Origin of the sequence: Collimonas arenae (assembly GCF_001584165.1) — a bacterium.
Taxonomy (GTDB): Bacteria; Pseudomonadota; Gammaproteobacteria; order Burkholderiales; family Burkholderiaceae_D; genus Collimonas; species Collimonas arenae.
Genome location: NZ_CP013233.1, coordinates 1481581 through 1504220, shown reverse-complemented (window position 1 = coordinate 1504220; position 22640 = coordinate 1481581). Strand labels below are relative to the sequence as shown.

The window sequence follows — 22640 nt, the reverse complement described above, 5'->3', positions numbered from 1 at the left end:
GGGCGCGATTCAAAATGACGCGAGGAATTATTCCGCATACAAAAACGGCGCTATTGAGTAAAACTCATCGCGCCGCCTTCAACCTGCATCGCAAGAACAAGTATTACTCGTCGTTCTTGGTCTTCAACACTTTACGGCCACGGTAGAAGCCGTTCGGGCTGATGTGGTGACGCAAATGTGTTTCACCAGTCGTTGGCTCGATGGCCAGCGGAGGTGCAACCAGAAAATCGTGGGCACGGTGCATGCCGCGCTTCGATGGGGTCTTCTTATTTTGTTGAACTGCCATGATAACTCCTGCTTTCTTAAGATCTTAAAGTTTAACATATCCAACCCTCAGAACAGGGAAAGGCTGGATATTCCTGCCGCGTTTGTGCGCGGATTTTACTACCTATTGCCACACCTTAGTCACACGGAATCACATTCATGTGAAAATCAGCGCGACAAATTTACCGCAATTCTTTACTTAACTTACTTTTTACTGCTGCTTCAAATTCTTCAACATCGCGAAAGGCGATTCTTTTTTGACACTTTGCACACCTTCAAGCGCAGACTGATCCGGACAAACCGGATGCTTCGGCGATAGCGGCAAGGCCAACAAAGCCTCATCTTCAACCAATTCAACGATATTTAGTGATTTAGTGCCAACGATGACATCAATTTCATCATTATCGAGAAGTGCATCGATTGCATCTGCACTCTCTTCGTCCTTTGCCAACACCAGCACCGATTCCGAATCGATGTCAAAAGCAAACGGCGTCAGGCAGCGCTGGCACATGATCTTGATGGAACCGCTTACTGACATCGTCAACTGGGGATGCCCCAACTGATCAACACCACCAACGAGAACCCAATGCAGCACGCCGGAACGATCAGCCGATTCAGCGGCTAGGCGACTCAAGTCAGCCACGGCGATTTCGCCTTCACGGCGCTCTTTATGGCGCGAATACTCAAACGCGTCGATGATAAAAGCACTCATAGTCTGAAGCCGAACCCGGAAAACCTGCGATAATAACAGCCTTTTCCCTTATTCGTCAAAGTGTTAGCGCAATTTCCGCTGATTATCGGCGTTTTGTTGCCGGGCAAGTGCTCAAATAACCAACACCATGACCACTTTACAACAGATGCCCCCTGCCTCAACCACACCATCGCTGCCGCGCCTGATCCTTGGCTCCAGCTCCAAGTACCGCAAAGAATTGCTTTCCCGGCTACATATTCCGTTCGAAGTCATGGTGCCGGATATCGACGAGACGCCTGGCGCAGGCGAAAAACCAGAAGCCACAGCCTTGCGCCTGGCCCGCGAAAAGGCTCGCGCCGTCGCATTTCTGGCGCCCGGCGCCCTGGTGATCGGTTCGGATCAGGTTGCAACGCTGGACGGCGAACAAATCGGCAAGCCGGGCAACCATCAGAATGCACTAGAGCAATTACGAAAGATGCGTGGTCGCCGCGTGATTTTCCATACCGCACTATGCTTGTGGGACGGTCGCCAAAGCCAGCCCGAAGCTGCAGTCCAGATCGAAAACATTCAGACATTCGTCAGCTTCCGCGACCTGCCGGATGCCGAGCTGGAAGCCTACCTGCGCATTGAACAACCCTACGACTGCGCCGGCAGCGCAAAAAATGAAGGCCTGGGTATCGCCATCCTGGAAAAAATCGAGAGCACCGACCCTACTGCGTTGACCGGCTTGCCTTTGATTGCACTGACCAGTATGCTGCGCCGCGCCGCGTTCCCGTTTTTCACAAGATAAAATCCCACCATGCCAGGCATCCTGTACTTAATTCCCAATACGCTGGGTCAAGACACAAGCGAACTCAAGCAACCGCTGGCAGCGGTCATCCCACTCGAAGTCCAGGCTCTCACTGCCCGCCTCGATTATTTCATTGCTGAAAATGCAAAGACCACGCGCGCTTTCCTGAAGCTGATCGACGCGGCACAAACGCTGACCAAGCCGCTGCAGGAAATCGAGATTGCCGAACTCAACGTGAATACCGCCAGCAACGCCCTGCCGGCATTGCTGGCGCCGTTGCTGGCCGGGCGTGATGCCGGCCTGATTTCCGAAGCCGGCGTGCCGGCGGTGGCCGACCCCGGCGCCAATCTGGTTCGGCTGGCGCATGCGCATTCGATTCAGGTTCGGCCATTGGTTGGCCCGTCGTCGCTGTTGCTGGCGGTGATGGGCAGCGGCCTGAACGGACAAAGCTTTGCCTTCAATGGCTACCTGCCGACAGACGCTGAACAGCGCAACAAGCGGATCAAGGCATTGGAACAACGCTCACGCCAAGAGCAACAAACACAACTATTCATTGAAACGCCGTATCGCAACACGGCATTCCTGGAGGCGCTGGCCAACAATTGCCAGGCCGGCACTTTGATTTGTGTCGCCACCGATCTCACTTTGTCATCGGAATCGATCAAGACGCAAACAGCGGCAAAATGGAAGGCCGCATTGGCCGCCGGCAAGGCGCCGGACTTTCACAAGAAACCAACCGTTTTCCTGCTGCTCGCGCAATAGCTTTCAAGCTACATCCACAGAAATACGCGCTGAACGCAAAACGGCGACGGTATTGCGCCGTCGCCGTATTTGCCTGTCTCGAAAGACATTATCTTGAGAAGTCGAAAACTTCTCGGTGCCGCATCCGCGATGCGGTGGTTTGCCAGGTAGTCAACTTACTACTCCAATGCAAGGGGTTGTTTTGCTATGGAATCGACTTTTTGCTACCCGAACAATTTCAACTGAGTGGCCAACAATGTTGATATATCTATAGTCGCCTCCTCCATTCGCTATTCCTCGAGTCCTTTTAATATACGACAGGATCGCGCAGATACAAGGCGAATTACGGTATTACGATATGCCGATTTTTCTTCGATGATGCAACGGCAATTTTTTTTCCGCCGCACCACGAAACAAGCATTAAATAAAACTCAACGCAACACCGGCTTGACGTTGCTCATCAACGATTGCACGACACCCGCACCCATCGCCACGCCGAATTTTTTCAGCACGCGCTCAGGCAAGCCTTCGCTCTTGGTGTAATCGACAATATCTTCCTGCTTCAAGACATCGCGGGCAACGCTATCGACCGTACCGAAGCCATCCGCCAACCCCATGTCAACTGCCTTTGAGCCGCTCCAGAAGAGGCCGGAGAAGGTTTCCGGCGTTTCCTTCAAGCGCGCGCCACGGCCTTTGCGAACGACATCGATGAATTGTTGATGAATCTCTGCCAGCATGTCTTGGGCATAACCCTTCTGGGTCGCGCTCATCGGGCTGAATGGATCAAGGAAGCCCTTGTTTTCGCCAGCAGTCAAAAGGCGCCGCTCGACGCCAACCTTGTCCATCAAGCCAGTGAAACCGAAGCCATCCATCAGCACGCCGATCGAGCCGACAATGCTGGCCTTGTTGACGTAAATCTTGTCGGCCGCAGCAGCAATATAGTAGCCGCCCGATGCACACATTTCATCGACCACCACATACAAGGGCTTATTCGGATACTCCTTGCGCAGGCGCACGATTTCATCATTGATGATGCCGGCCTGCACAGGACTACCACCGGGGCTATTGATGCGCAGGATGACGCCGACCGAATCATCTGCGGCGAAAGCATTGTCTAACGCCGGCACCACGACACTGGCAGAACCGTTGCCTTCCGATTCGATCGCCCCGCTGATTTTCACCAGCGCGGTGTGCGCACCGACGGTCTGCGTATCGGAACCTTCGTAATTGATGCCCAACCAGAACGCGAAGCAGATCACACCAAGAAATGCCAGCTTGAAGAAGACACCCCAGCGCCGCCGCGCACGCTGCTCACGCAACGAGGCGTAGGCAAGTTTTTCCAGCAGCTCGCGTTCCCAACCCTCTTTTTTGTCGGACATGGCCGTTTCCATATTGTCAAATTCGTTATTGCTCATGGTGCTTACTCACATCGATTGTTCGAGATCGTTAATTGGGGCTGCGGCCAATCAGGCAATGACTGGACGCACATACTCATCAGGGATCCAGAACACCTGATCATTGCTTTCTTCAACCAGAATCTTACGCAAACTACCGCCACGGCACGGGCCGCCGACGCACTTGCCGGTTTCCGGCTCATAGACAGCGCCGTGCGTGGCGCACATCAAGTACAAGCCACTGGATTCGAAGAACTCGCCCTCAAGCCAATCCAGCTCCATCGCCACGTGCGCACAACGGTTCAGGTAGGCGTGGACCACATTGTGATGGCGAACCGCAAACGCCACTGCATCCTCGCCACCGGCGGTAACCGGGAAACGCACGCCTTTGCCGCGTTCTTCCAGCGCGGACGAGGAACAAATGGGGATAAGGGTATTACTCACTGGTCGCTCGCGTATCTGGTAATCGACTGATCAACAACATATCAAGCATTGCCATTCAGCCAGTCATGCAATTGTAGGGTTGAAGTTGCACTGAACAGTGGGTTCAGCGCCTGCAATTCGTGTGCCGGATGCGCGCCGTACTGGACCGCAATCCCGGCTGCACCGGCGTTGACCGCCATCTGCAGGTCATGTGTCGTATCGCCGATCATGACGGTGCGCTTCAGGTCTTGCCCCAGTTCGCGCGTCAATTCCTGCAACATCGCCGGATGCGGCTTGGAGAAAGTTTCGTCGGCACAACGTGTGGCGTCGAAAACCGACAGCAGCTTGGTCTCATGCAGCGCGCGATTCAGGCCAACGCGGCTCTTGCCAGTGGCGATCGCCAGGAAATAGCCTTGTTGCGACAAATCGGCCAGCATTTCACGCACGCCGTCAAACAGGGTCAAGTCCTGGTCCTGCGCCAGATAATGATAACGATAGCGCTCCACCACACGCGGGTACTGGCTGGCGTCCAAACCCGGCATCGCCACCTGCATCGCCTCCATCAAACCCAGTCCGATCACATGCGAGGCCGCCTTGTTGTCCGGAATTGCCAGTCCCAAATCCTTGGCCGCTGCCTGGATACATTTCACGATGATGGCGGTACTGTCCATCAACGTGCCATCCCAATCAAATACGATTAAGTCAAAATTCTTTCGCGCCATATTGCCTGGCAATTCCCTGCCAGCTCCTGATCATGTTATTGGACAGCCTGCCGATAAACCGGCAAACCAATAAATATTAATTATTAATTGCTATTCTAATCGTCCCCGGCTTCCGGTGTTGCAGAGGCAACATCCTTGGGCAGGCTCTTCAGGAATTTCTCGCATTCCGGCGGCAGCGGCGCCTTCAACGTCACCGGCTTGCCCGTTTCAGGATGCGCGAAGGTGATTTGATAGGCATGCAGAAACATGCGTTTCAGCGCGATGCGTTGGCCGTCAGCTTTTTGCAAAGTACGATTCAATGCAAAGTCGCCGTACTTGTCATCTCCTGCGATTGCGAAGCCACTCGACGACAAATGCACTCGGATCTGATGGGTGCGGCCGGTTTTCAGTTCCGCCTCAAGCAAAGCATATTCGCCATAGCGGCGAATCAGGTTGAAAATCGTGTGGGAAGCTTGGCCGTCGGCCTGCACACGCACGCGACGCTCGCCATCGGCAGCCGTATACTTATGCAGTGGCAGCTTGATATGCTGCCTTTCATTTTGCCAATCTCCATGCACCAGCACCAGGTAGCGCTTGTCGGTTTCACCGTCGCGCATTTGTTCGTGCAAATTGGTCAACGCAGAACGTTTCTTGGCCAATAACAAAATACCTGAGGTATCCCGATCCAGGCGATGCACCAGTTCCAGGAACTTGGCTTGCGGGCGCGCCGCACGCAATTGCTCAATGACACCATAACTGACGCCCGAGCCGCCGTGCACGGCGACCCCTGCCGGTTTGTCGATCACCAGCATATGGTTATCTTCAAGCAATATCTTGAATTCCGCGCCCGGCACCACTTGCTCTTGCTTTTCGGCAATTCTAATCGGCGGTACCCGGATCACATCACCTTCCAGCAGGCGATAGGTCTGATCGATACGTCCTTTATTGACACGCACTTCGCCGGAACGCAGCACGCGGTATATATGGCTTTTGGGTACACCTTTACAAATGCGCAACAAAAAATTGTCGATCCGTTGCCCCGCATCCTCTTCGCCGATGGTCAGCAGTTGAACTTGCAGGGGCGCGGGAGGCGGCGTCACCTCTTGCGCCACGGCCATTTTGGGCTCAGCCTTGTGCTTGAGCGCGGCTTGCGTCCGCGGCTCCGGGCGAGACTTGACTCGCCCTCCAGAAAATCTCGCTAAGTCCTTCATTTTGAATATATAATTGTTCCGCAATTGTTCAGAAACAGTTGCTGGTGTAAGAATAAAAAGACCATTCTACACAGGGGCGTCCCCATCAGCCTCGCCAATTTGCAAATTTGATGGGAAATGTGTACGCATCACCCCTGCGCGAGTCAAGGTCGCACCGTTGTTGTCATCGGATAGCGCGCACGGATGCTGAACAAGAATGTCTGGATGATTAGGATAACGTCCGGCAAGCCCGATGCGATTTATGATTGCGACGAGCTCGCCGGCAGATGCAGTACTTATAAATTTGTCGATTAGATTACTGAAACCAATGCTTTATTTGGCTCTACCAAGCTGCTCACCGCCAGGCGTCATGCTCGCGATCCGCGAACTGCACGACGCTGTACCGGTACGCGCTGGTGGTATTCGGTAAGACGACAGTACTGCATCCGCGCCTGTGCACTGCGCCCTACCTGGTAGATCGGCGCTGACACACCAAGGCAATTCTCTCCCCCCTGACACTCCGTTCTCGCGTACATCCTTGTACTTTTTGTCGCTGACAGAAATGCTGAAGAACAGCATCCTGAAGCGTCATTGAACTGACCCAAGGGTCACGGAGCGAAAAAATGAAACGCATGTTGTTTAATGCTACGCAGCAAGAAGAACTGCGCGTGGCAATTGTTGACGGGCAAAAGCTCATCGACATCGATATCGAAACCACCGGACGCGAACAACGCAAGTCCAATATCTACAAAGGTGTGATTACCCGTATCGAGCCGTCGCTGGAAGCCTGCTTCGTCAACTACGGTGAAGAACGCCACGGCTTCTTGCCGTTCAAGGAAGTTGCCCGCACCTACTTCAAGGAAGGTGTCGACGTCCGCAACGCATCGATCAAGGATGCATTGCGCGAAGGCCAGGAAATCATGGTGCAGGTCGAAAAGGAAGAGCGCGGCAATAAAGGCGCGGCCCTGACCTCCTTCGTTTCGCTGGCAGGCCGTTATCTGGTCCTGATGCCGAACAACCCTCGCGGCGGTGGTGTTTCCCGTCGGGTGGAAGGCGAAGATCGCCAGGAACTGCGCGAAACCATGGATCAACTGGACCTGCCAAGCGGCATGTCGGTGATCGCCCGCACTGCTGGCATCGGTCGCAATGTTGACGAATTGCAATGGGATTTGAACTACCTGATGCAACTCTGGCGCGCCATCGAAGGCGCCGGTACTGAAGGCAAAGGCGCCTTCCTGATTTATCAGGAATCGTCGCTGGTGATCCGCGCGATCCGCGACTATTTCCAACCGGATATCGGCGAAATCCTGATCGATACCGATGAAATCCACGACCAGGCCCAGCAGTTCATGGCCCACGTCATGCCCGACATGGTGCATCGCGTAAAACGTTATCGCGACGATGTGCCGCTGTTCTCCCGCTTCCAGATCGAACACCAGATCGAAACTGCGTACTCGCGCACCGTGCCATTGCCTTCCGGCGGCGCCATCGTGATCGACCATACCGAAGCACTGGTTTCTGTCGACGTCAACTCGGCTCGCGCTACCCGCGGCAGCGACATCGAAACCACCGCGTTCAACACCAATTGCGAAGCAGCTGAAGAAGTTGCGCGTCAATTGCGTTTGCGCGATCTGGGCGGTTTGATCGTGATCGACTTCATCGACATGGAGAATTCGAAGAACCAGCGCGAAGTCGAAACCCGCCTGAAAGACGCCCTGCGCTATGACCGCGCCCGCGTCCAGATGGGCAAGATCTCGCGCTTCGGCCTGATGGAATTGTCGCGCCAGCGCCTGCGTCCGTCGCTGTCAGAAGGCAGCCACGTGACTTGCCCGCGTTGCAATGGCACTGGCCATATCCGCGATACCGAATCGTCCGCATTGCAAGTCCTGCGTATCATCCAGGAAGAAGCAATGAAGGAAAACTCGGCAGCGATCCACGTCCAGGCGCCAGTCGACGTCGCCGCTTTCCTGCTCAACGAGAAGCGCGGCGAAATCCTGAAGATCGAGACGCGGCACCGCGTCGGCATCATCCTGATCCCGAACAAGCATCTGGAAACCCCGCACTACAAGCTGGAACGTCTGAAGCACGACGATCCGCGTCTGGAAGAAACCCAGGCCAGCTATGCGATGGCAGAGCAAGCCGATACCGATATCGGCTACAGCAAGACCCAGAAGGAAGAAGGCCGTCCGCGCCAGGAAGCCGTCGTCAAGGGCATCACACCGGACCAGCCGGCGCCTATCGTCGAACGCAAACCGGTCGAAGCCCGTGCTGCGGCAACAGCACCAGTCGCAAGCAACCCGGCGGAAGCAGGCATCCTCAGCAAGATCTTCGGTTTCTTCTTCAGCAAGCCTGCAGCGCCAGTCGTCGCTCCAGCCGCAACGACTGAAGCCAAGGGGCCGCAACAGCGTAACGACCGTGGTGATCGCAACAATCGTGGCGGCCAGCGCGGCCGCAATCGTAACGGCCGCAATCGCGACCGTAGCGAAGAGCGCGATGGCAACACCCAGGAAGCACGTGACGACAACGCCAAGAAGCCGGTAGTTGAAGCAACGGAAGCCAAGACGCAACAACGTCAACCGCGTCCACCGCGTGAAGCGCGTGAACCGAAGGAACAGCGCGACAACAACGAAAGCAAGTCGGAAGCACGCAACGAAAACCGTCGCGAACGCGGCGAGCGCCCTCCACGTCCGCCGCGCGAAGAGCGCAAGGAAGTTGTCGGCGAAGTCAAAGTCGATGAAACCTTGCTGAAAAACGGCGCCATAGTAGCTGCTGGTGTTGCCGCAGCAGGTGTTGCCGAAGCAGTCGAGCCGAATCAGATCGATGGCGGCCGCGTTGAAGTCAAGGCTGGCGAGCAAGACGAAGAACCACGTCGTCGTCGTCGTCGCGGTGGCCGCAACCGCAATCGCCGTGATCGCGATGCAACCGAAGGATCGACAGAAGAACTGGAAAATGGCGAAACGTCGGTGGAAGCTGCGCCGGAAGCCGCTGAAACGGTTGCTCCAGTAGTAGCGCCCGCTGCCGAACCAGTCAGCGCGCCAGTGAAAGCCGAAGCGCCGACCCATGTCGACAGCAACGTACCAATGATGGCCTCCTCGGTTCCTGCATCGCAAGAAGTTGCGGCACCGACAGCGCTATCGAACGCAGTTGCCGCACCGCTGGTGCCGCAACTAGTCGAAATGCAGCAGGAAACAGCACCGATAGCAGCAGTCGAACCGGCACAGGCAGCGGTGGTGGTTCCAGTTGCAGCGCCGACAGCGGTCGAGGTTGAACCTGCTTCGTTTGCGCCAAGCGCAGTCGTGACAACACCGGAAGTGGCCGCAGTTGCGGTCAACGAACCGGTAGCAGCTGCAGCGCAGGTTGAAGTTGAAACGCCGATTGCAGCACCTGCGCCAGTAGTCGCCGCTGTTGTTGAAACAGTCGCAGCTCCGGCCCCTGTCGTCGCTCCAGTGATTGCTCCGGTCGAGGTTGCTCCAGTCGAAGCTGCTCCGGTCTACGTCGCGCCAGTTGAAGTAATGCCTGTTGCTGCGGCTCCTGCTCCAGTGAAGTCCGCTGCTGCGCCAGCATCGCCTAAGGTCGAAGACCTGCAAAGCGTATTGGCAGCCGCCGGCCTGACTCTGGCTGCGACCGATCCGAACAAACTGCGCGCAGCCCAGGAAGCGAATGCAAGCGTCGTTGCGGCGCCACGCGTACCGCGTGAACGCAAGCCGTTACCGCCACAATCCAACGAACCGCTGCAGCAGGTTGAAACGCAGCGTTCGCAAGGGTAAGCAGCACTGTAACATCTGCCTCGTCGCGCATGACACGGCGAGGCAAGATGGCAAGACAACAAAGGGAGTCCCAGACTCCCTTTGTCACGTCTGAAGCCGGGGCGCGTTGATTACGCGCCGCGACAGAGCCAAAAATCGATCTCCATGGTATCTTGTAGAGGTTACAACTCAGTAGAGAAATGCCAGAGCATTTCCCCAGAAACACATCATGACTAAAAAAGTCATCCCGCTGATCGATAGCCGCAGTGCCCTGCCGCCGACCTTGCCGTCCATACTCGAAACGCCGACTGGGCTGTTGGCCGATGAGTTAGGCAGGCCTTTGCACGACTTACGGATTTCAGTCACAGATCGCTGCAATTTCCGCTGCATCTATTGCATGCCGCGCGAAGTGTTCGACAAGGATTATGCGTTCCTGCCGCATACCGCATTACTGTCGTTTGAAGAAATTACGCGCCTGGCCAGCCTGTTTGTGGCACACGGCGTGCACAAGATCCGCCTGACCGGCGGTGAGCCACTGCTGCGCAAGAACATTGAGCGTTTGATCGAAATGCTGAGTGCGCTGAAGACGCCGGACGGCAAGGATCTCGACCTGACCTTGACCACCAACGGCTCGCTACTGGCGAGAAAAGCCCAGTCACTGAAGGATGCCGGCCTCAAGCGCGTGACGGTTTCGCTTGATGCGCTTGACGAAGCCATCTTCAAACGCATGAACGATGCTGACTTTCCGGTTGCTGACGTGCTGCATGGGCTTGATGTTGCGCATCAGGTCGGACTTGGCCCGATCAAGGTCAACATGGTGGTCAAACGCGGCGTCAATGACCAGGAAATCCTGCCGATGGCGCGCCACTTCAAGGACACGCCGTATATCCTGCGCTTCATCGAATACATGGATGTCGGCGCCTCGAACGGTTGGAAGATGGACGAAGTCATGTCGTCGGCCGAGGTAGCGCAGCGCATCCACAGCGAATTGCCACTACAGCCCATCGCCGCCAACTACACTGGCGAAACCGCGCAGCGCTGGCGCTATGCCGACGGCAGCGGCGAAATCGGGTTGATTTCCAGTGTCACCCAGGCCTTCTGCCACGACTGTTCGCGCGCGCGCCTGTCAACCGAGGGCAAGCTGTACACTTGCCTGTTCGCCACCGCCGGCCACGACTTGCGCGCATTGTTGCGCAGTGAAGGCAGCGACCGCGAAATCTCCAGCGTGATAGCCCAATTGTGGCGCGCACGCGATGACCGCTACTCTGAACTGCGGACGCAAAATACCGAAGGGTTGACGCCGGCCCGGAAGAAAGTGGAAATGTCGTACATCGGCGGCTGACCAATGTTCGCCATGGCAGCCACTCTTCCTCCCACCTCATCAAATATCACCGGCCTGATACTGGCCGGCGGGCGTGGCACACGCATGGGCGGTGTCGACAAGGGTCTGGTCCTGCTCGACGGCAAGCCGATGGCTGCACACGTGATCGCGCGCCTGACGCCGCAGGTCAACTCCCTACTCATCAACGCCAACCGCAACCAGGGCGCCTACGCGGCGTTTGGCTGGCCGGTATGGCCGGATGAGCAGCCGGACTTTGCCGGCCCGTTGGCGGGGCTGCAGGCCGGCCTGCAGCACTGCGCCACACCATATCTGGCGACGGCGCCCTGCGACTCACCATTCCTGCCGCAGGATCTGGTATCGCGTCTGGCGCAATCGTTGCAGGACGCCGATGCCGACCTGGCGGTGGCAGCCACGCTGGATCCTGAAACCGAAGCGGTCCAGCCGCAGCCTGTATTCATGCTGCTGAAAACCACTTTATTGACCGACCTCAATGACTATCTGCGGGGTGGCGGGCGTAAGATGGAAACCTGGTATCGACGCCTGAACTACTGCGAAACGCTGTTCAGCGATACTGAGGCGTTCCGCAACATCAACACCCGGCAGCAACTAGAGCAATAAATACGTAATAATTGCCCAACAACCGCGGCAGCGACAACACATAAAGATGACCAATTTGAACAATCCGAGCCGCCAGGCCAAGCCGTCATTAACAGAACTGACCAGTTGCCTGTCGGACTACGATCCGCATGCAATGCCAGTACATCAGGCGCAGGCCATCATCCGCGACTTCATCACGCCGGTCACGGCAATTGAAAAAGTCGCGTTGCGCAGCGCACTGGATCGGGTTCTGGCCAGCGACATCATTTCGCCGATCGACGTTCCGGCGCACGATAACTCGGCCATGGATGGCTACGCTTTCAGCTCTACCGACCTGCACCAGAATAACGATACCGTCCTGAACGTCATCGGCACTGCCCATGCCGGCCGCGCCTACGAAGGCTCAATCGCCGGAGGCCAGGCGATCCGCATCATGACCGGGGCGCTGATGCCGGCCACGCTCGACACCGTGATTCCTCAGGAATTTGTCGGCGGCGCGACAACCGATTCTGTCACCATCCCGACTAACGCCGTCAAACCCGGCGCCAATCGCCGCTTGGCTGGCGAAGACCTGAAATCCGGGATGCCTGCGTTGCGTCAGGGCCGAATCCTGCGTCCGGCCGATCTCGGTTTGCTGGCGTCGCTGGGCATAGCTGAAGTGCCGGTGCGACGCCGCCTACGCGTGGCTTTTTTCTCTACCGGCGATGAATTACGCTCGGTCGGCGAAATCCTCGATCCAGGTTGCGTCTACGACTCCAATCGCTACACGCTGTACGGCATGCTGCGGCGCCTCGGCTGCGACATCATCGACATGGGCGTGATCGGCGACGATCCCCAGGCTCTGGAAGAAGCCTTCCGCAGCGCCTGTGAAAATGCCGACGCCATCATTACCTCGGGCGGCGTCTCGGTCGGCGATGCCGATCACACCAAGCAAATGATGGCGAAGCTGGGCGATGTCGCCTTCTGGAAAATCGGCATGCGTCCGGGACGTCCGCTGGCGTTCGGCAGCATTGCTTCTGGCGACAGGCAGGCGCTGTTTTTCGGATTGCCCGGCAATCCGGTTGCGGTGATGGTGTCGTTTTATTTCTTTGCACGCGATGCATTGCTACAGATGATGGGAGCGCAAGCCGCCGCGTTGCCGCTGATGCGCGTCACAGCCGCCGTCAACATCCGCAAACGTCCGGGCCGCACCGAATACCAGCGCGGCATCCTCGCCATGAACGATGGACAATGGTCGGTGCGCCCCACCGCAGCGCAGGGCTCCGGCATCCTGCGTTCGATGGCAGAAGCCAATTGCATGATCGTGCTGGGGCACGATCAAGGCGATGTAGCCAGCGGCGACATGGTCGAGGTCATCCTGTTTGACGGCCTGATCTAGAACCGACGCCAACCGCCGCGATAAAAGCATGATCGAGAAATTCAAGCGCGACCTGGCCCAACTTGGTAAGCCTTTTTTCTTCGTACTCGTCAGTGAAATGGCGACGCTCAGCGCACTACTGCTCGGCAACATGACCATATCGTGGTGGATCGCGCAACGCGGCGGCGCCGCTGACCTGGCTACCTTTGGCGTAGTCGTGGCTGCCGCAAGCCTGGTCGCCATCCCTTTGCTCTCCCCTTTTGGCGATCGTTATCCGAAGAAACTCCTGATGGCCATCGGCTTCATCGCGATCGCCGCCGAAAGCGTGGTCCTGGCCTTGCTGGCGCAAGCGCATTACTACCATCTCACCACAATCATCGCCTGCGAAATGATCGGTGTGTGCGCGATGGCGATCATCATGCCGTGCGTTCAAACCATTGCTGCTGAACTGGTAGCGGCGGACAAGGTGTCACTCGCCATGAGCATGCAAAAGGTCAGCGGTTCCATCGGCGGCATTCTCGGCCCAGCCTTGGGCGGCGGCGTGATTGCGGCGAGCGGCATCGCCAGCGCGCTCTGGCTGCATGTGGCATTGCTGTTGGTGGCGGCGTTTGCTGCAACCAGATTGCCCAAAGCAGTCAGCGTCAGCAACCGTGCATCTTTGGGACTGGGGCAATGGATGCGCGAGTTGGGCGCAGGCCTGCGCATAAAATGGCATGTGCCGCTTGAGCGCAACTGGACCTTGGTCAATCTGGTTGTCGGCATGTTTTACGCACCTGCGATCGGCATGATGGCAGCCTTGCGAATAACCAATCTGGGCCTGTCTGCGACGTGGCTCGGCGCCACCAACATGGGCATCATGTCCGGCATGTTCCTGGGTTTCCTCGGTTGTGCGTCCTTCGCATCCAGGAAACTGGGGCGCTTTCGGGCCCTGATGAGTGCCGCGGCGCTACGCGTGTTAGCCCTGCTCGCAGTCGGTCTGACGGCGACGCCGGCAGCGATGGTCGCGGCGTTTTTCATGCTGGGTATTTCACAATCCACTACGCAGTTTGTCGGCGTAACGCATCGTTTGCTTGCCATGCCTGCCGAGTATCGCGCGCGAAATGCTTCAGTCAACATCCTGGCATGGCAGATCTCGTCGACACTCGGCCCGGCGATTGCCGGCGTGGCCTTGCTTGGCGCATCAGTGGCGCAATGCTATATCGCGTTTGGAATATTGATCGCTGTCTGCACGATGGGTCTGTCGCTGGTTCCTCGAATTCACCTATTCCTGGGCCTCGATCACGATGCAGTGACAGGATGGTATAGAAAGGAATATCCAGAGGCTTTCCCGAGCAAGACGACATCCGACGCCTGATCCCGCTCGAGCCAGTTGAAATGTGTGCCGAAAATAAGGCAAACTGGTGCATCTTCATCATCACCTACAACCATGCAATATAGAGATCTGCCACAATTAACGCACGATCTGGTCTACCTGCGCCCACTGACCCGGGCAGATGCCATCGCCTGGTACGGCTATCTGTGCATGCCGCACGTTATCGAACACACCAGTTGGGATCTGCGCTCGATTGACGGACTGGCGCCGAAATTCGATGCAATTGAATCCTTAAGCCCGTCTTCTGAGATCCGTTTCGCGATTGCCCTGCGCAGCTCGGACGATCTGGTCGGAACGGTAGGATTTCACACGATATCGACCGTCAACAAGACCGCCGAACTGGCTTATGACCTATCGCCAGCCATCTGGGGCCAGGGTATCGCACCGGCCGTGTGCGAATCGGTGATCGCTTGGGGTTTCAAACAGCTCGGCGCGGTCCGCATCCAGGCCACCGTACTTGAATCGAACGATCGCTCGATCAGGGTCCTGGAAAAATCCGGCTTTGAACGTGAAGGACTGCTGCGCAGCTTTCGCATGGTACGCGGACGCCCAGGAAATTTCTGGATGTATGCACGTCTGCGCCTCCCGGCAGAGCGGGTAGACCAATGAATCTTTGAGGTTGAACATCAGTCGATGATCGCCCGCGCACCCGCAATCAGCCTTGTACTCTGGCCGGATGCCATCGACACGACAAAAGCGTCGCTGTCACAATTTTTCAAGTGTCGCCGCATCTGCCACATCACCAAAAAATTTATGCAGACAATCGTTGAAGATCTGGTTATCGGCCGTGGCATTGGCGAACAAAGTCATCGACTACTGGAATTTGCAATCGTCGGGATAGCTGAAGATCGCGTCTATCGAGCGCCCGTCAAGGGCAGCGACCAATCGGCAGCATTCCCGCAGACGTGGTCCGAGCAAAGGATGCGTCAGGTATGCAGCAGCTTCTTCAAGTGAAGAAATAGCGAATTTTTGCGACGTGGCGCTGCAACCTAGTCCGGCAACTTGTGGGAAAATGAACCACATCCAATGACCGCGTTTGCGACCGCTGCGCAATTCGGCGCAGACAGTATCGAAGACCGGCTTCTGGGCTTCGACAAAGCGTTGCAGGTCATATTGATCCTCCATACCTTCCTCCTAGAAACCCAGCGCTGGCATAGGCCGGAAATTTTTATGTGGCGCGGACCAGCGCGAGATTCTATCGCGCAAGCATTGGCGAATCCATCACTGGTATGAACGATTGAAAGGAATCCCCATGATTTCTCATGTATTTGTTGGCATCACAGATTTCGAGCGCGCATATCGCTTTTATTCGGCCATCATGGAGCAGCTGGATGTGCCATTGAAATTCTGCGAGAGCGAACATCCGTGGGCCGGCTGGATGGCGCGCGACAAATCGCGCCCGCTGTTTGTTATCGGCTTGCCGTACAACGGCGAGATTGCCACACCCGGAAACGGCCAGATGACCGCGCTGTTGGCACCTTCGCGTACTGCTGTCGAGCGTGCTTATGCAACCGCCCTGGAGCATGGCGGTTTGTGCGAAGGCCCTCCCGGGCTGCGGCCGCATTATCACGCCAACTACTACGGCGCATATTTCCGCGACGCCGACGGCAATAAAATCTGCGTGTGCTGTCACGACGCTCCGTAAAACGCAACGTAGAAGCAAGACGTAAAAACAGGACATCAATATTGCTATTCATGTCCTGCAATCGCTTCATCCATTTCCACAACCAGTGTCAGAATGCCGTGCACTGCGTGAAGCCCGGATGACCAAAGCAACTCATCGTTGCCGGATAGCGTTCGGTATTGTTCTTCGTGTCCATGCGCAACACACAATCGCGCCACTGGTTCGAATCGCTTTGATATCCCAGTCGCTGGCAAGCAGGGCCATAGACACGAACCATTTCATCGACATCGCGCTGCGCCTGCGCAGCACGCTCAGCTTCTGTTGCACAACCGGCAAGCAACGCCGTCAAGGCCAACAGCATGATGGTACGCATAATCGCCTCCTTCTTTTTGCATCCGTGTTAGATACGCAAGACCGGCTTCAAGTTTGGCAAACATTGTAAGTAAATGTGCCGCGCTGGCATTGTCAGCCTAACCTTTCTGGTAGGCCAAGGCTGGATGCCAATCGCCGCCACGCCCTTCCGGCGTGAGATCGAACAGGTTCCACAGCGGCCAGATCAGGTCAACGTGGCGCGGCTCTTCGCCGGGACTGCGTGGCGTGTAGAGCAATTCGGTATTGTAAAAATGATAAATCCGGCCTTCCCGGCGCACGAACACGTTGAGTGCAGGAATCTGGTGACCATCTGTAGTTTCGCCATGGTAATCGGCATTGAAGCTGTTATGTGCCGACGACAACAGGTGCAGATTGTGCCAGCCGCGCTGCAGCGCGAACATCAGGATCCGCTGGATCGGTGATTTGGCGACCACGGCTACATTCACCCGTTGCAAGGCATGATGCATGCCGCCGTTCAGGCCATCCAGGATCGAGGTGCACGACGGCATGGCCGCGCCATGTCGGGGCCGTACATGAAGCTGTACAGGATCAGGCTGTCCTTGCCATCCTGAAACAGTTCCGACAGCCGGATTTTCTTGCCGACGCCGAAGGAATCGAGATCGGGATCTCCTTCGTCAAATACATAGTCCTCTTTCAGTGCACCGCCAAGCGGCAAATTGCGCCGCAACGCCGCCACCCACTCCAGCTGCCGGCGCAGCTCCAGCTCTGCCTGCAGCAGGTCGTCGCGTGCTGTGCGATACACATCGCTCTCTTCCGGAAAACGGACCTGGTGGATTGAAGTCGCCATTGTTTCCTCCCGTATTTCGCTCGCCGGCCGAAGCCGTCGAAGCAGGGGTACTAGCACAGTAGATACTGCGTAGACAGTATAGGTCAGGGCATCGCGCTTAACTACCTGGCATGAATTTCTGCCATGCAGCACCACCGTTGATCATCAGGATGACTCGAACCTTGCGACAGATAAAATCTCGTTCCTGGCACGAATCAGCACATGGCAAATTATCAATATCGCTCTTCAAATAATGATGTCATGACTATGCGCGCTGCATCGGATTGCTCCGGGATCCATCCGTGGCGTTTCAGCTCTCCTCATCGGATAACAGATCCGGCTCCTTGCCCAGCAAACGCTGGGCTGCCTCGCTCGGCAATGCCTCTACCGATTTCAGCTTGCGCGCCATCTGGCGGCTGCGTACTTCTGCCTGATCAATATTCTTGGCGGCACGTTCCAGTGTCAGTTTGGTGGCGGCCAAGACATCACCGAACTTGCCGAATTCGGTCTTGACCGCACCCAGCACCTGCCATACTTCCGATGAGCGCTTCTCCAGCGCCAGCGTGCGGAAGCCCATCTGCAGGCTGTTCAGCAACGCCGATAAAGTCGAGGGCCCGGCAATGCTGATCCGATGCACGCGCTGCAACTCGTCAGCCAAGCCCGGACGCCGCATGACTTCGGCATACAAGCCTTCGGTCGGCAGGAACAGGATCGCAAAATCGGTGGTCAGCGGCGGCGACAGGTATTTCTCGGCGATCGTCTTGGCTTCGCCGCGGACTGCGCGCTCCAATTCCCTCGATGCCTGGGCAACACCTTCTACGTCCGCCCGATCGGCTGCTTCAGCCAAACGCTCGTATTGCTCCTTCGGGAATTTGGCATCAATCGGCATCCATACCGGTGTGCCCCCATCGTCGTTGCCCGGCAACTTGATGGCAAATTCGACCCGCTCGCCACTGCCCGGAACGGTTTCCACATTCTTGGCGTATTGCTCCGGCGTCAGCACCTGCTCCAGCAGCATTTCCAGCTGCACTTCACCCCAGGTACCGCGCGTCTTGACGTTGGTCAGCACACGCTTGAGATCGCCGACGCCGATTGCCAACTGCTGCATCTCACCCAAACCTTGATGCACTTTTTCCAGGCGGTCGGAAACGATCTTGAACGACTCGCCCAGGCGTTGTTCCAGTGTCGCGTGCAATTTTTCGTCGACGGTCTTGCGCATTTCCTCCAGGCGCAGGCCGTTGTCGTTTTGCAGATCCTTGATCTTGGCTTCCAAGGTGGCGCGCACTTCCGCCATGCGCTGCGCATTCGATTCGGTCAGCGCCGCCAGCGTCTGGTTCAGGGTATCGCCAAAACGCTTAAGCGATTGCGCCTGCTCTTCGCGGTTGGTCTGCGCCTGCTGATTCATCGCCAGCCGCATGCTGTCGAGTTGCTGGGAGTTGGTTTCGTTGAGCTTGACCAGTTGCTGGGCGAAGGTATCGATTTGATTGTTCTGCAACGTGGCAACGCTAGTCATTTGCGCGGCCAACGTTTGCTGTAACTGGCCGAAACTGCTACCCAGCTCCTGTCTCATGCCTTGCGCGCTGCTCTGCACTTCGCTGCGCAGTTCGCGCTGCTGGCGATCGCCGCGATCTTGTTGATCCTGCTGATGGCGCTGCAGGTCGTTTTGCAATTGCGCCAACTGCTGCGTCGGATCCGCACCGCGCGCACTGCGCACGATGGCGATGATCTGCAGCACGATGATGACGGCGGCGACTGCCAGCAGGATGAGCAATTCGGATGAGGTCATGTGTTCCTAGATAAAATTAAATTGCAAAGCAACGCACCGTCAAGGCTGGACATCAGCCTTGTTGCGCATCCAGTCGGCAGTCTGGAAGAAAGAAGTCAGCAGGCGCTCCTGCAGCCATTCTTCCATGCCGACTTCGTGCATCGCCATGGCCATGCAACGCAGCCACTGGTCGCGTTCCGGCGTTGCGATCGCATAAGGCAGATGACGCGCACGCAGGCGCGGATGGCCGAAGCGTTCTATGTACAAATCGGGACCGCCGCTCCAACCGGTCAAGAACCAGTAGAACTTGTCGCGCGAACCGTCCAGCGTCGTTGGATGCAAGGCGCGGATCACCGCGAACTGCGGCTCCAGGTCCATCAGGTCGTAGAAGCGGTCAACCAGTTCGCGCAGCTTGTCGGCACCGCCGATCAGCTCGTACAAGGTGGCTTGCGATTGTTTCTCGGATTGCTCGGCCGTGTCGGCGGAGGTGCTTGGCTCTGTAGTCATGGGGAAATAATGAAGGCGTAAGCCTGCATTATCCCCGAAATGACGCTATCGGGTGGTCTAACCAGGCTGACATCAGGCTTCGCGCAAGGTTTGCAACGGCGGCTGGTTCAAGACGTGCCGCAATCCGACCCAGCCGCCGGCAAACGTGCAGGCCGCACCTATCGCCATGCCGGCCAGCCAAACCAGCGGGCTGAAGGTCCAGGTGAAGTTGAACACGTAATGCGCCAGCGCCCAGCCGATTGCCGCCGCGCCAGTCGCAGCCAGGAAACCGGCCAGGCTGCCGACCAGCGCGAATTCGATCCATTGCGACTGCGACAACTGTTTGCGCGTTGCGCCTAGTGCCCGCAGCAGGCCCGCCTCACGGGTCCGTTCGTCCTGTGAACCGACCAGCGCCGCATACAGCACCAGCGCGCCAGACGCCAGCGTAAACAGGAACAGAAACTCGACTGCCGCCACCACCTGGTCGATCACGCCCTGGATCTGCTTGATGACGCTGCCGATATCGACCACGGTCAAATTCGGGAAATCGCGCGTCAACTGGTTGGCGAAATTGAGGTGCGTGTCCGGCAGGTTGAATGCGGTGATCCAGGTCTGCGGCATATCGGCCATCAGCTTGGGATTGAGGATGACAAAGAAATTGACTCGCATCGAACCCCATTCCAGCTTGCGCAGGCTGGTGATTGGCGCGCTGACCAGTTGGCCGGCGATGTCAAATTGCAGGCGATCTCCAATCTTCAGGTTCAGCGTTTTAGCCAGGCCTTCTTCAACCGAAGCCGCCGGTTGCTGATCGGTAAACCAATGACCGGCGGTGAGTGTGTTCTGCTCCGGCAACTGGTTCATGGTGGACAGGTTGAACTCGCGATCCACCAGGCGCTTGGCGCGATCGTCAGGATAGGTGTCGGCCGTGATCGGCTTGTCGTTGACCTGCGTCAGACGGCCGCGAATCATCGGGAACAGTTCCGGCTGGGCGATACCGATTGCCTGCAGGCGATGCGTGATCTCGGCGCGCTGATCTTCCTGGATATTGATCACAAAACGGTTCGGCGCATCAACCGGTGTGGCCTGGCGCCAGGCGCCGATCAGGTCACCGCGGATCACCGTCAGCAGCAGCAAGGCCATCAAGCCCAGCGACAAGGCGACGATCTGCACGACGGTAGCGACCGGGCGCCGTTGCAGCGCGGTCAGTGCGAAACGCCAGCTCGGGTTGCGCGACAAGCCACGTACATGACGCGACGCCTTCAGCGCCAGCCAGCCCAGCAATGCAAACACACCGAATCCGCCAAGGAAGCCGAGCGCGGTCAGCAAACCCAGTTTCAAGTCGCCGGCCTGCCACAACAGCAAGCCGATAAACGTCAGCGTGCCGAGGGCATAGGTGGCCAGCACCATCGTCTGCGGTGCATCCTGTTCGCGCCGAATCACGCGGTTATGCGGGACATTGCGCAGTTGCAGGATCGGCGGCAAGGCAAAGCCGATCAACAGCAGCAGACCGGTAATCAAGCCTTGCAGCGCCGGCATCGCGCTGGCCGGCGGCAGGTCGCTGGAGACAAACTTGCCAAGCAATTCCAGCAGCATGAAATGCGCGCCGAAGCCCAGCAGTACACCGATCACGCTGCCGGCCACGCCGATCAGCAGGAATTCCAGCAGATACAGTTGCGTCACCTGGCCCTGGGTCAGCCCCAGGCAGCGCAGCATCGCACAAGCATCCAGATGGCGCAGCATGAAACGGCGCGCCGCCATCGCCACCGCTACTGCAGCCAGCAACGCCGACAACAATCCAACCAGCGACAGGAATTGTTCACCGCGATCCAGCGTCGCGCGCATTTCGGGCCGGCCGTTTTCCAGGCCCTCGATCCGCACGCCCTTGAGGTTCTCGCGACTGATATCGCTTTCGACCCACTTCTGGAAGTCCTGGATCTGTCGCGCTGCGCCACTCAACAGCAAACGGTAAGTCACGCGCGAGCCATCCTGGATCAGATTGGTGGAGGCCAGATCAGCCATCGACAGCATCACGCGCGGCGCGAAATTGATGAAGCCGCTGCCGCGGTCCGGTTCGACCACCAGCACTTTGGCAATCTTGAAGGTGCGATCGCCCAGCTTGAGCGGATCGCCGACCGCCAGGTTCAGCGCGATCAGCATATTGGAATCCAGCCACACCGTGCCGGCCGCCGGTATCTGGTGGGTAGTCTCGTCGGCGCCGCCCACGCGGTCGGAAACGACAAGATTGCCGCGCAACGGATAACCGGCACTGACTGCTTTCAGGGAAGCGAGCTGCGAGCGGGTAGCATCATCTTCACCGGCAATCGCCATGCTGGGAAACACGACCGTATCGGCCAAGGTCAGCTGGCGACGTGCCGCTTCGTCGCGCCAGCTTGGCGTTATGCGCTGATCCGCCGAAATCAGTAGATCGCCGCCAAGCAACTGGTGTGCATCACGCGTCATGCCGGCGCGCATGCGATCGACAAAAAAGCCGACTGCCGACAACGAGGCAACGGCCACAATCAAGGCAATCAACAGGAAGCGTAATTCACCGGCGCGCCAATCGCGCTGGGTCATGCGTAGGGATTGAAATAAAATCATTCTAGATTCGGTAGTTGAACGGGTGCGAGTGTGCATTTTTCCGGCTCTCTGGCTAGGGCCTGTTAACATTTAATTTGGGAGATGCGTTCAAGTCAAAACGTGTGATGGCAAGGCGCGTGGCGCAGTTGGGGCTGGTGCCCCAACAAGCCATGCAACGCGGCCAGCTCACGTTTTGACTTGAACCCTTCGGGAACGGCTGCAGGCGTCGCATGCCGTTGTTGCTTCTCCTTGCCGTAGCACCACTACGTCGCGTCGTCGCGCCTAGGCACGCAACGCCTGCCGCGCGTTCGCACTCCTAAATTAAATATTAACAGGCCCTGGGCGCGACGACGACGCGGACTGCCTTCCGCTAGAAGGAGCAACGACGGCAGAGGGCCGGAAAAGTGTTCAATCGCGCCTG

20 protein-coding genes and 2 pseudogenes are annotated in these 22640 nt (G+C 57.3%); 10 read left to right on the top strand and 12 right to left on the bottom strand.

The features are described from left to right. Positions 1 to 103: 103 nt before the first annotated feature. Together rpmF and CAter10_RS07130 are read right to left on the bottom strand one after the other, a co-directional pair. Positions 104 to 286: a 50S ribosomal protein L32 gene (gene rpmF / locus CAter10_RS07135; RefSeq protein WP_014006864.1), complete on the bottom strand. Its 183-nt coding sequence runs from the start codon at positions 284 to 286 to the stop codon at positions 104 to 106. A 189-nt stretch (positions 287 to 475) separates the two neighbouring features. Further along, a complete protein-coding gene (locus CAter10_RS07130; RefSeq protein ID WP_061532869.1) occupies positions 476 to 976 on the bottom strand; it encodes a YceD family protein in 501 nt (166 codons plus the stop codon). 127 nt (positions 977 to 1103) lie between these two features. Here CAter10_RS07130 and CAter10_RS07125 point away from each other — a divergent pair, with 127 nt between their 5' ends. Both CAter10_RS07125 and CAter10_RS07120 read left to right on the top strand, forming a co-directional pair. Further along, on the top strand, positions 1104 to 1745 hold the full coding sequence (locus CAter10_RS07125) for a Maf-like protein (RefSeq protein WP_128083006.1): 642 nt from the start codon (positions 1104 to 1106) through the stop codon (positions 1743 to 1745). Between the two features lie 9 nt (positions 1746 to 1754). Further along, positions 1755 to 2507: an SAM-dependent methyltransferase gene (locus CAter10_RS07120; RefSeq protein ID WP_061532868.1), complete on the top strand. Its 753-nt coding sequence runs from the start codon at positions 1755 to 1757 to the stop codon at positions 2505 to 2507. A gap of 410 nt (positions 2508 to 2917) precedes the next feature. Here CAter10_RS07120 and CAter10_RS07115 read toward each other — a convergent pair whose 3' ends face one another. The 4 genes from CAter10_RS07115 to CAter10_RS07100 form a co-directional block, all read right to left on the bottom strand. Beyond that, positions 2918 to 3901 (bottom strand): S49 family peptidase, encoded by a 984-nt coding sequence (locus CAter10_RS07115; protein ID WP_061532867.1) that lies wholly within the window; start codon positions 3899 to 3901, stop codon positions 2918 to 2920. A 51-nt stretch (positions 3902 to 3952) separates the two neighbouring features. Beyond that, on the bottom strand, positions 3953 to 4324 hold the full coding sequence (locus tag CAter10_RS07110) for a Rieske (2Fe-2S) protein (protein ID WP_061532866.1): 372 nt from the start codon (positions 4322 to 4324) through the stop codon (positions 3953 to 3955). Between the two features lie 41 nt (positions 4325 to 4365). Further along, positions 4366 to 5025, bottom strand: a complete 660-nt coding sequence (locus CAter10_RS07105; RefSeq protein ID WP_061532865.1) for an HAD-IIIA family hydrolase — start codon at positions 5023 to 5025, stop codon at positions 4366 to 4368. A 95-nt stretch (positions 5026 to 5120) separates the two neighbouring features. Next, the gene (locus tag CAter10_RS07100) at positions 5121 to 6122 is read right to left on the bottom strand and encodes an RluA family pseudouridine synthase (RefSeq protein WP_061532864.1); all 1002 of its coding nucleotides are present in this window, start codon (positions 6120 to 6122) and stop codon (positions 5121 to 5123) included. A gap of 695 nt (positions 6123 to 6817) precedes the next feature. On the opposite strand from CAter10_RS07100, the gene CAter10_RS07095 reads away from it, so the two are divergent. From CAter10_RS07095 to CAter10_RS07070, 6 genes are all read left to right on the top strand, one after another. After that, positions 6818 to 9961, top strand: coding sequence for an Rne/Rng family ribonuclease (locus CAter10_RS07095; RefSeq protein ID WP_061532863.1), 3144 nt, complete (start codon positions 6818 to 6820; stop codon positions 9959 to 9961). Between the two features lie 208 nt (positions 9962 to 10169). Continuing rightward, positions 10170 to 11282 (top strand): GTP 3',8-cyclase MoaA, encoded by a 1113-nt coding sequence (moaA, locus tag CAter10_RS07090; RefSeq protein ID WP_061532862.1) that lies wholly within the window; start codon positions 10170 to 10172, stop codon positions 11280 to 11282. Positions 11283 to 11294: 12 nt separating this feature from the next. Next, complete coding sequence (mobA, locus tag CAter10_RS07085; RefSeq protein WP_061535213.1) at positions 11295 to 11900, top strand: molybdenum cofactor guanylyltransferase MobA; 606 nt, start codon at positions 11295 to 11297, stop codon at positions 11898 to 11900. A 46-nt stretch (positions 11901 to 11946) separates the two neighbouring features. Continuing rightward, complete coding sequence (gene moeA / locus CAter10_RS07080) at positions 11947 to 13257, top strand: molybdopterin molybdotransferase MoeA (protein WP_061532861.1); 1311 nt, start codon at positions 11947 to 11949, stop codon at positions 13255 to 13257. 28 nt (positions 13258 to 13285) lie between these two features. After that, positions 13286 to 14590, top strand: a complete 1305-nt coding sequence (locus CAter10_RS07075; RefSeq protein ID WP_061532860.1) for an MFS transporter — start codon at positions 13286 to 13288, stop codon at positions 14588 to 14590. Positions 14591 to 14662: 72 nt separating this feature from the next. Further along, the gene (locus CAter10_RS07070) at positions 14663 to 15217 is read left to right on the top strand and encodes a GNAT family N-acetyltransferase (protein ID WP_061532859.1); all 555 of its coding nucleotides are present in this window, start codon (positions 14663 to 14665) and stop codon (positions 15215 to 15217) included. A 96-nt stretch (positions 15218 to 15313) separates the two neighbouring features. Here the strand turns inward: CAter10_RS07070 and CAter10_RS21845 are convergent. Then, a pseudogene (locus CAter10_RS21845) lies at positions 15314 to 15733 on the bottom strand (DUF1810 domain-containing protein). Here CAter10_RS21845 and CAter10_RS22745 point away from each other — a divergent pair. Both CAter10_RS22745 and CAter10_RS07055 read left to right on the top strand, forming a co-directional pair. Further along, positions 15635 to 15841, top strand: a complete 207-nt coding sequence (locus CAter10_RS22745; protein ID WP_061532857.1) for a hypothetical protein — start codon at positions 15635 to 15637, stop codon at positions 15839 to 15841. The pseudogene CAter10_RS21845 and the gene CAter10_RS22745 overlap by 99 nt on opposite strands. A gap of 19 nt (positions 15842 to 15860) precedes the next feature. Continuing rightward, on the top strand, positions 15861 to 16253 hold the full coding sequence (locus tag CAter10_RS07055) for a VOC family protein (RefSeq protein ID WP_061532856.1): 393 nt from the start codon (positions 15861 to 15863) through the stop codon (positions 16251 to 16253). Positions 16254 to 16341: 88 nt separating this feature from the next. Here CAter10_RS07055 and CAter10_RS07050 read toward each other — a convergent pair whose 3' ends face one another. The 5 genes and pseudogenes from CAter10_RS07050 to CAter10_RS07025 all read right to left on the bottom strand — a co-directional run bounded on the left by CAter10_RS07050 (position 16342) and on the right by CAter10_RS07025 (position 22240). Further along, positions 16342 to 16605 (bottom strand): hypothetical protein, encoded by a 264-nt coding sequence (locus CAter10_RS07050; RefSeq protein WP_061532855.1) that lies wholly within the window; start codon positions 16603 to 16605, stop codon positions 16342 to 16344. A 97-nt stretch (positions 16606 to 16702) separates the two neighbouring features. Next, positions 16703 to 17412, bottom strand: a pseudogene (locus tag CAter10_RS21840) (DUF899 family protein). 289 nt (positions 17413 to 17701) lie between these two features. Next, entirely contained in the window at positions 17702 to 19177 is a 1476-nt protein-coding gene (locus CAter10_RS07035) for a DNA recombination protein RmuC (RefSeq protein WP_061532852.1), read from the bottom strand. Positions 19178 to 19216: 39 nt separating this feature from the next. Next, on the bottom strand, positions 19217 to 19663 hold the full coding sequence (locus CAter10_RS07030; RefSeq protein ID WP_061532851.1) for a group II truncated hemoglobin: 447 nt from the start codon (positions 19661 to 19663) through the stop codon (positions 19217 to 19219). A 72-nt stretch (positions 19664 to 19735) separates the two neighbouring features. After that, positions 19736 to 22240, bottom strand: coding sequence for an ABC transporter permease (locus CAter10_RS07025; protein ID WP_061532850.1), 2505 nt, complete (start codon positions 22238 to 22240; stop codon positions 19736 to 19738). Positions 22241 to 22640 lie beyond the last annotated feature (400 nt).

Coding starts and splice junctions, on each gene's coding strand:
- rpmF (WP_014006864.1), bottom strand. CDS start 286: ATGGCAGTTCAACAAAATAAGAAGACCCCATCGAAGCGCGGCATGCAC.
- CAter10_RS07130 (WP_061532869.1), bottom strand. CDS start 976: ATGAGTGCTTTTATCATCGACGCGTTTGAGTATTCGCGCCATAAAGAG.
- CAter10_RS07125 (WP_128083006.1), top strand. CDS start 1,104: ATGACCACTTTACAACAGATGCCCCCTGCCTCAACCACACCATCGCTG.
- CAter10_RS07120 (WP_061532868.1), top strand. CDS start 1,755: ATGCCAGGCATCCTGTACTTAATTCCCAATACGCTGGGTCAAGACACA.
- CAter10_RS07115 (WP_061532867.1), bottom strand. CDS start 3,901: ATGAGCAATAACGAATTTGACAATATGGAAACGGCCATGTCCGACAAA.
- CAter10_RS07105 (WP_061532865.1), bottom strand. CDS start 5,025: ATGGCGCGAAAGAATTTTGACTTAATCGTATTTGATTGGGATGGCACG.
- CAter10_RS07100 (WP_061532864.1), bottom strand. CDS start 6,122: ATGGCCGTGGCGCAAGAGGTGACGCCGCCTCCCGCGCCCCTGCAAGTT.
- CAter10_RS07095 (WP_061532863.1), top strand. CDS start 6,818: ATGAAACGCATGTTGTTTAATGCTACGCAGCAAGAAGAACTGCGCGTG.
- moaA (WP_061532862.1), top strand. CDS start 10,170: ATGACTAAAAAAGTCATCCCGCTGATCGATAGCCGCAGTGCCCTGCCG.
- mobA (WP_061535213.1), top strand. CDS start 11,295: ATGGCAGCCACTCTTCCTCCCACCTCATCAAATATCACCGGCCTGATA.
- moeA (WP_061532861.1), top strand. CDS start 11,947: ATGACCAATTTGAACAATCCGAGCCGCCAGGCCAAGCCGTCATTAACA.
- CAter10_RS07075 (WP_061532860.1), top strand. CDS start 13,286: ATGATCGAGAAATTCAAGCGCGACCTGGCCCAACTTGGTAAGCCTTTT.
- CAter10_RS07070 (WP_061532859.1), top strand. CDS start 14,663: ATGCAATATAGAGATCTGCCACAATTAACGCACGATCTGGTCTACCTG.
- CAter10_RS22745 (WP_061532857.1), top strand. CDS start 15,635: ATGACCGCGTTTGCGACCGCTGCGCAATTCGGCGCAGACAGTATCGAA.
- CAter10_RS07055 (WP_061532856.1), top strand. CDS start 15,861: ATGATTTCTCATGTATTTGTTGGCATCACAGATTTCGAGCGCGCATAT.
- CAter10_RS07050 (WP_061532855.1), bottom strand. CDS start 16,605: ATGCGTACCATCATGCTGTTGGCCTTGACGGCGTTGCTTGCCGGTTGT.
- CAter10_RS07035 (WP_061532852.1), bottom strand. CDS start 19,177: ATGACCTCATCCGAATTGCTCATCCTGCTGGCAGTCGCCGCCGTCATC.
- CAter10_RS07030 (WP_061532851.1), bottom strand. CDS start 19,663: ATGACTACAGAGCCAAGCACCTCCGCCGACACGGCCGAGCAATCCGAG.
- CAter10_RS07025 (WP_061532850.1), bottom strand. CDS start 22,240: ATGATTTTATTTCAATCCCTACGCATGACCCAGCGCGATTGGCGCGCC.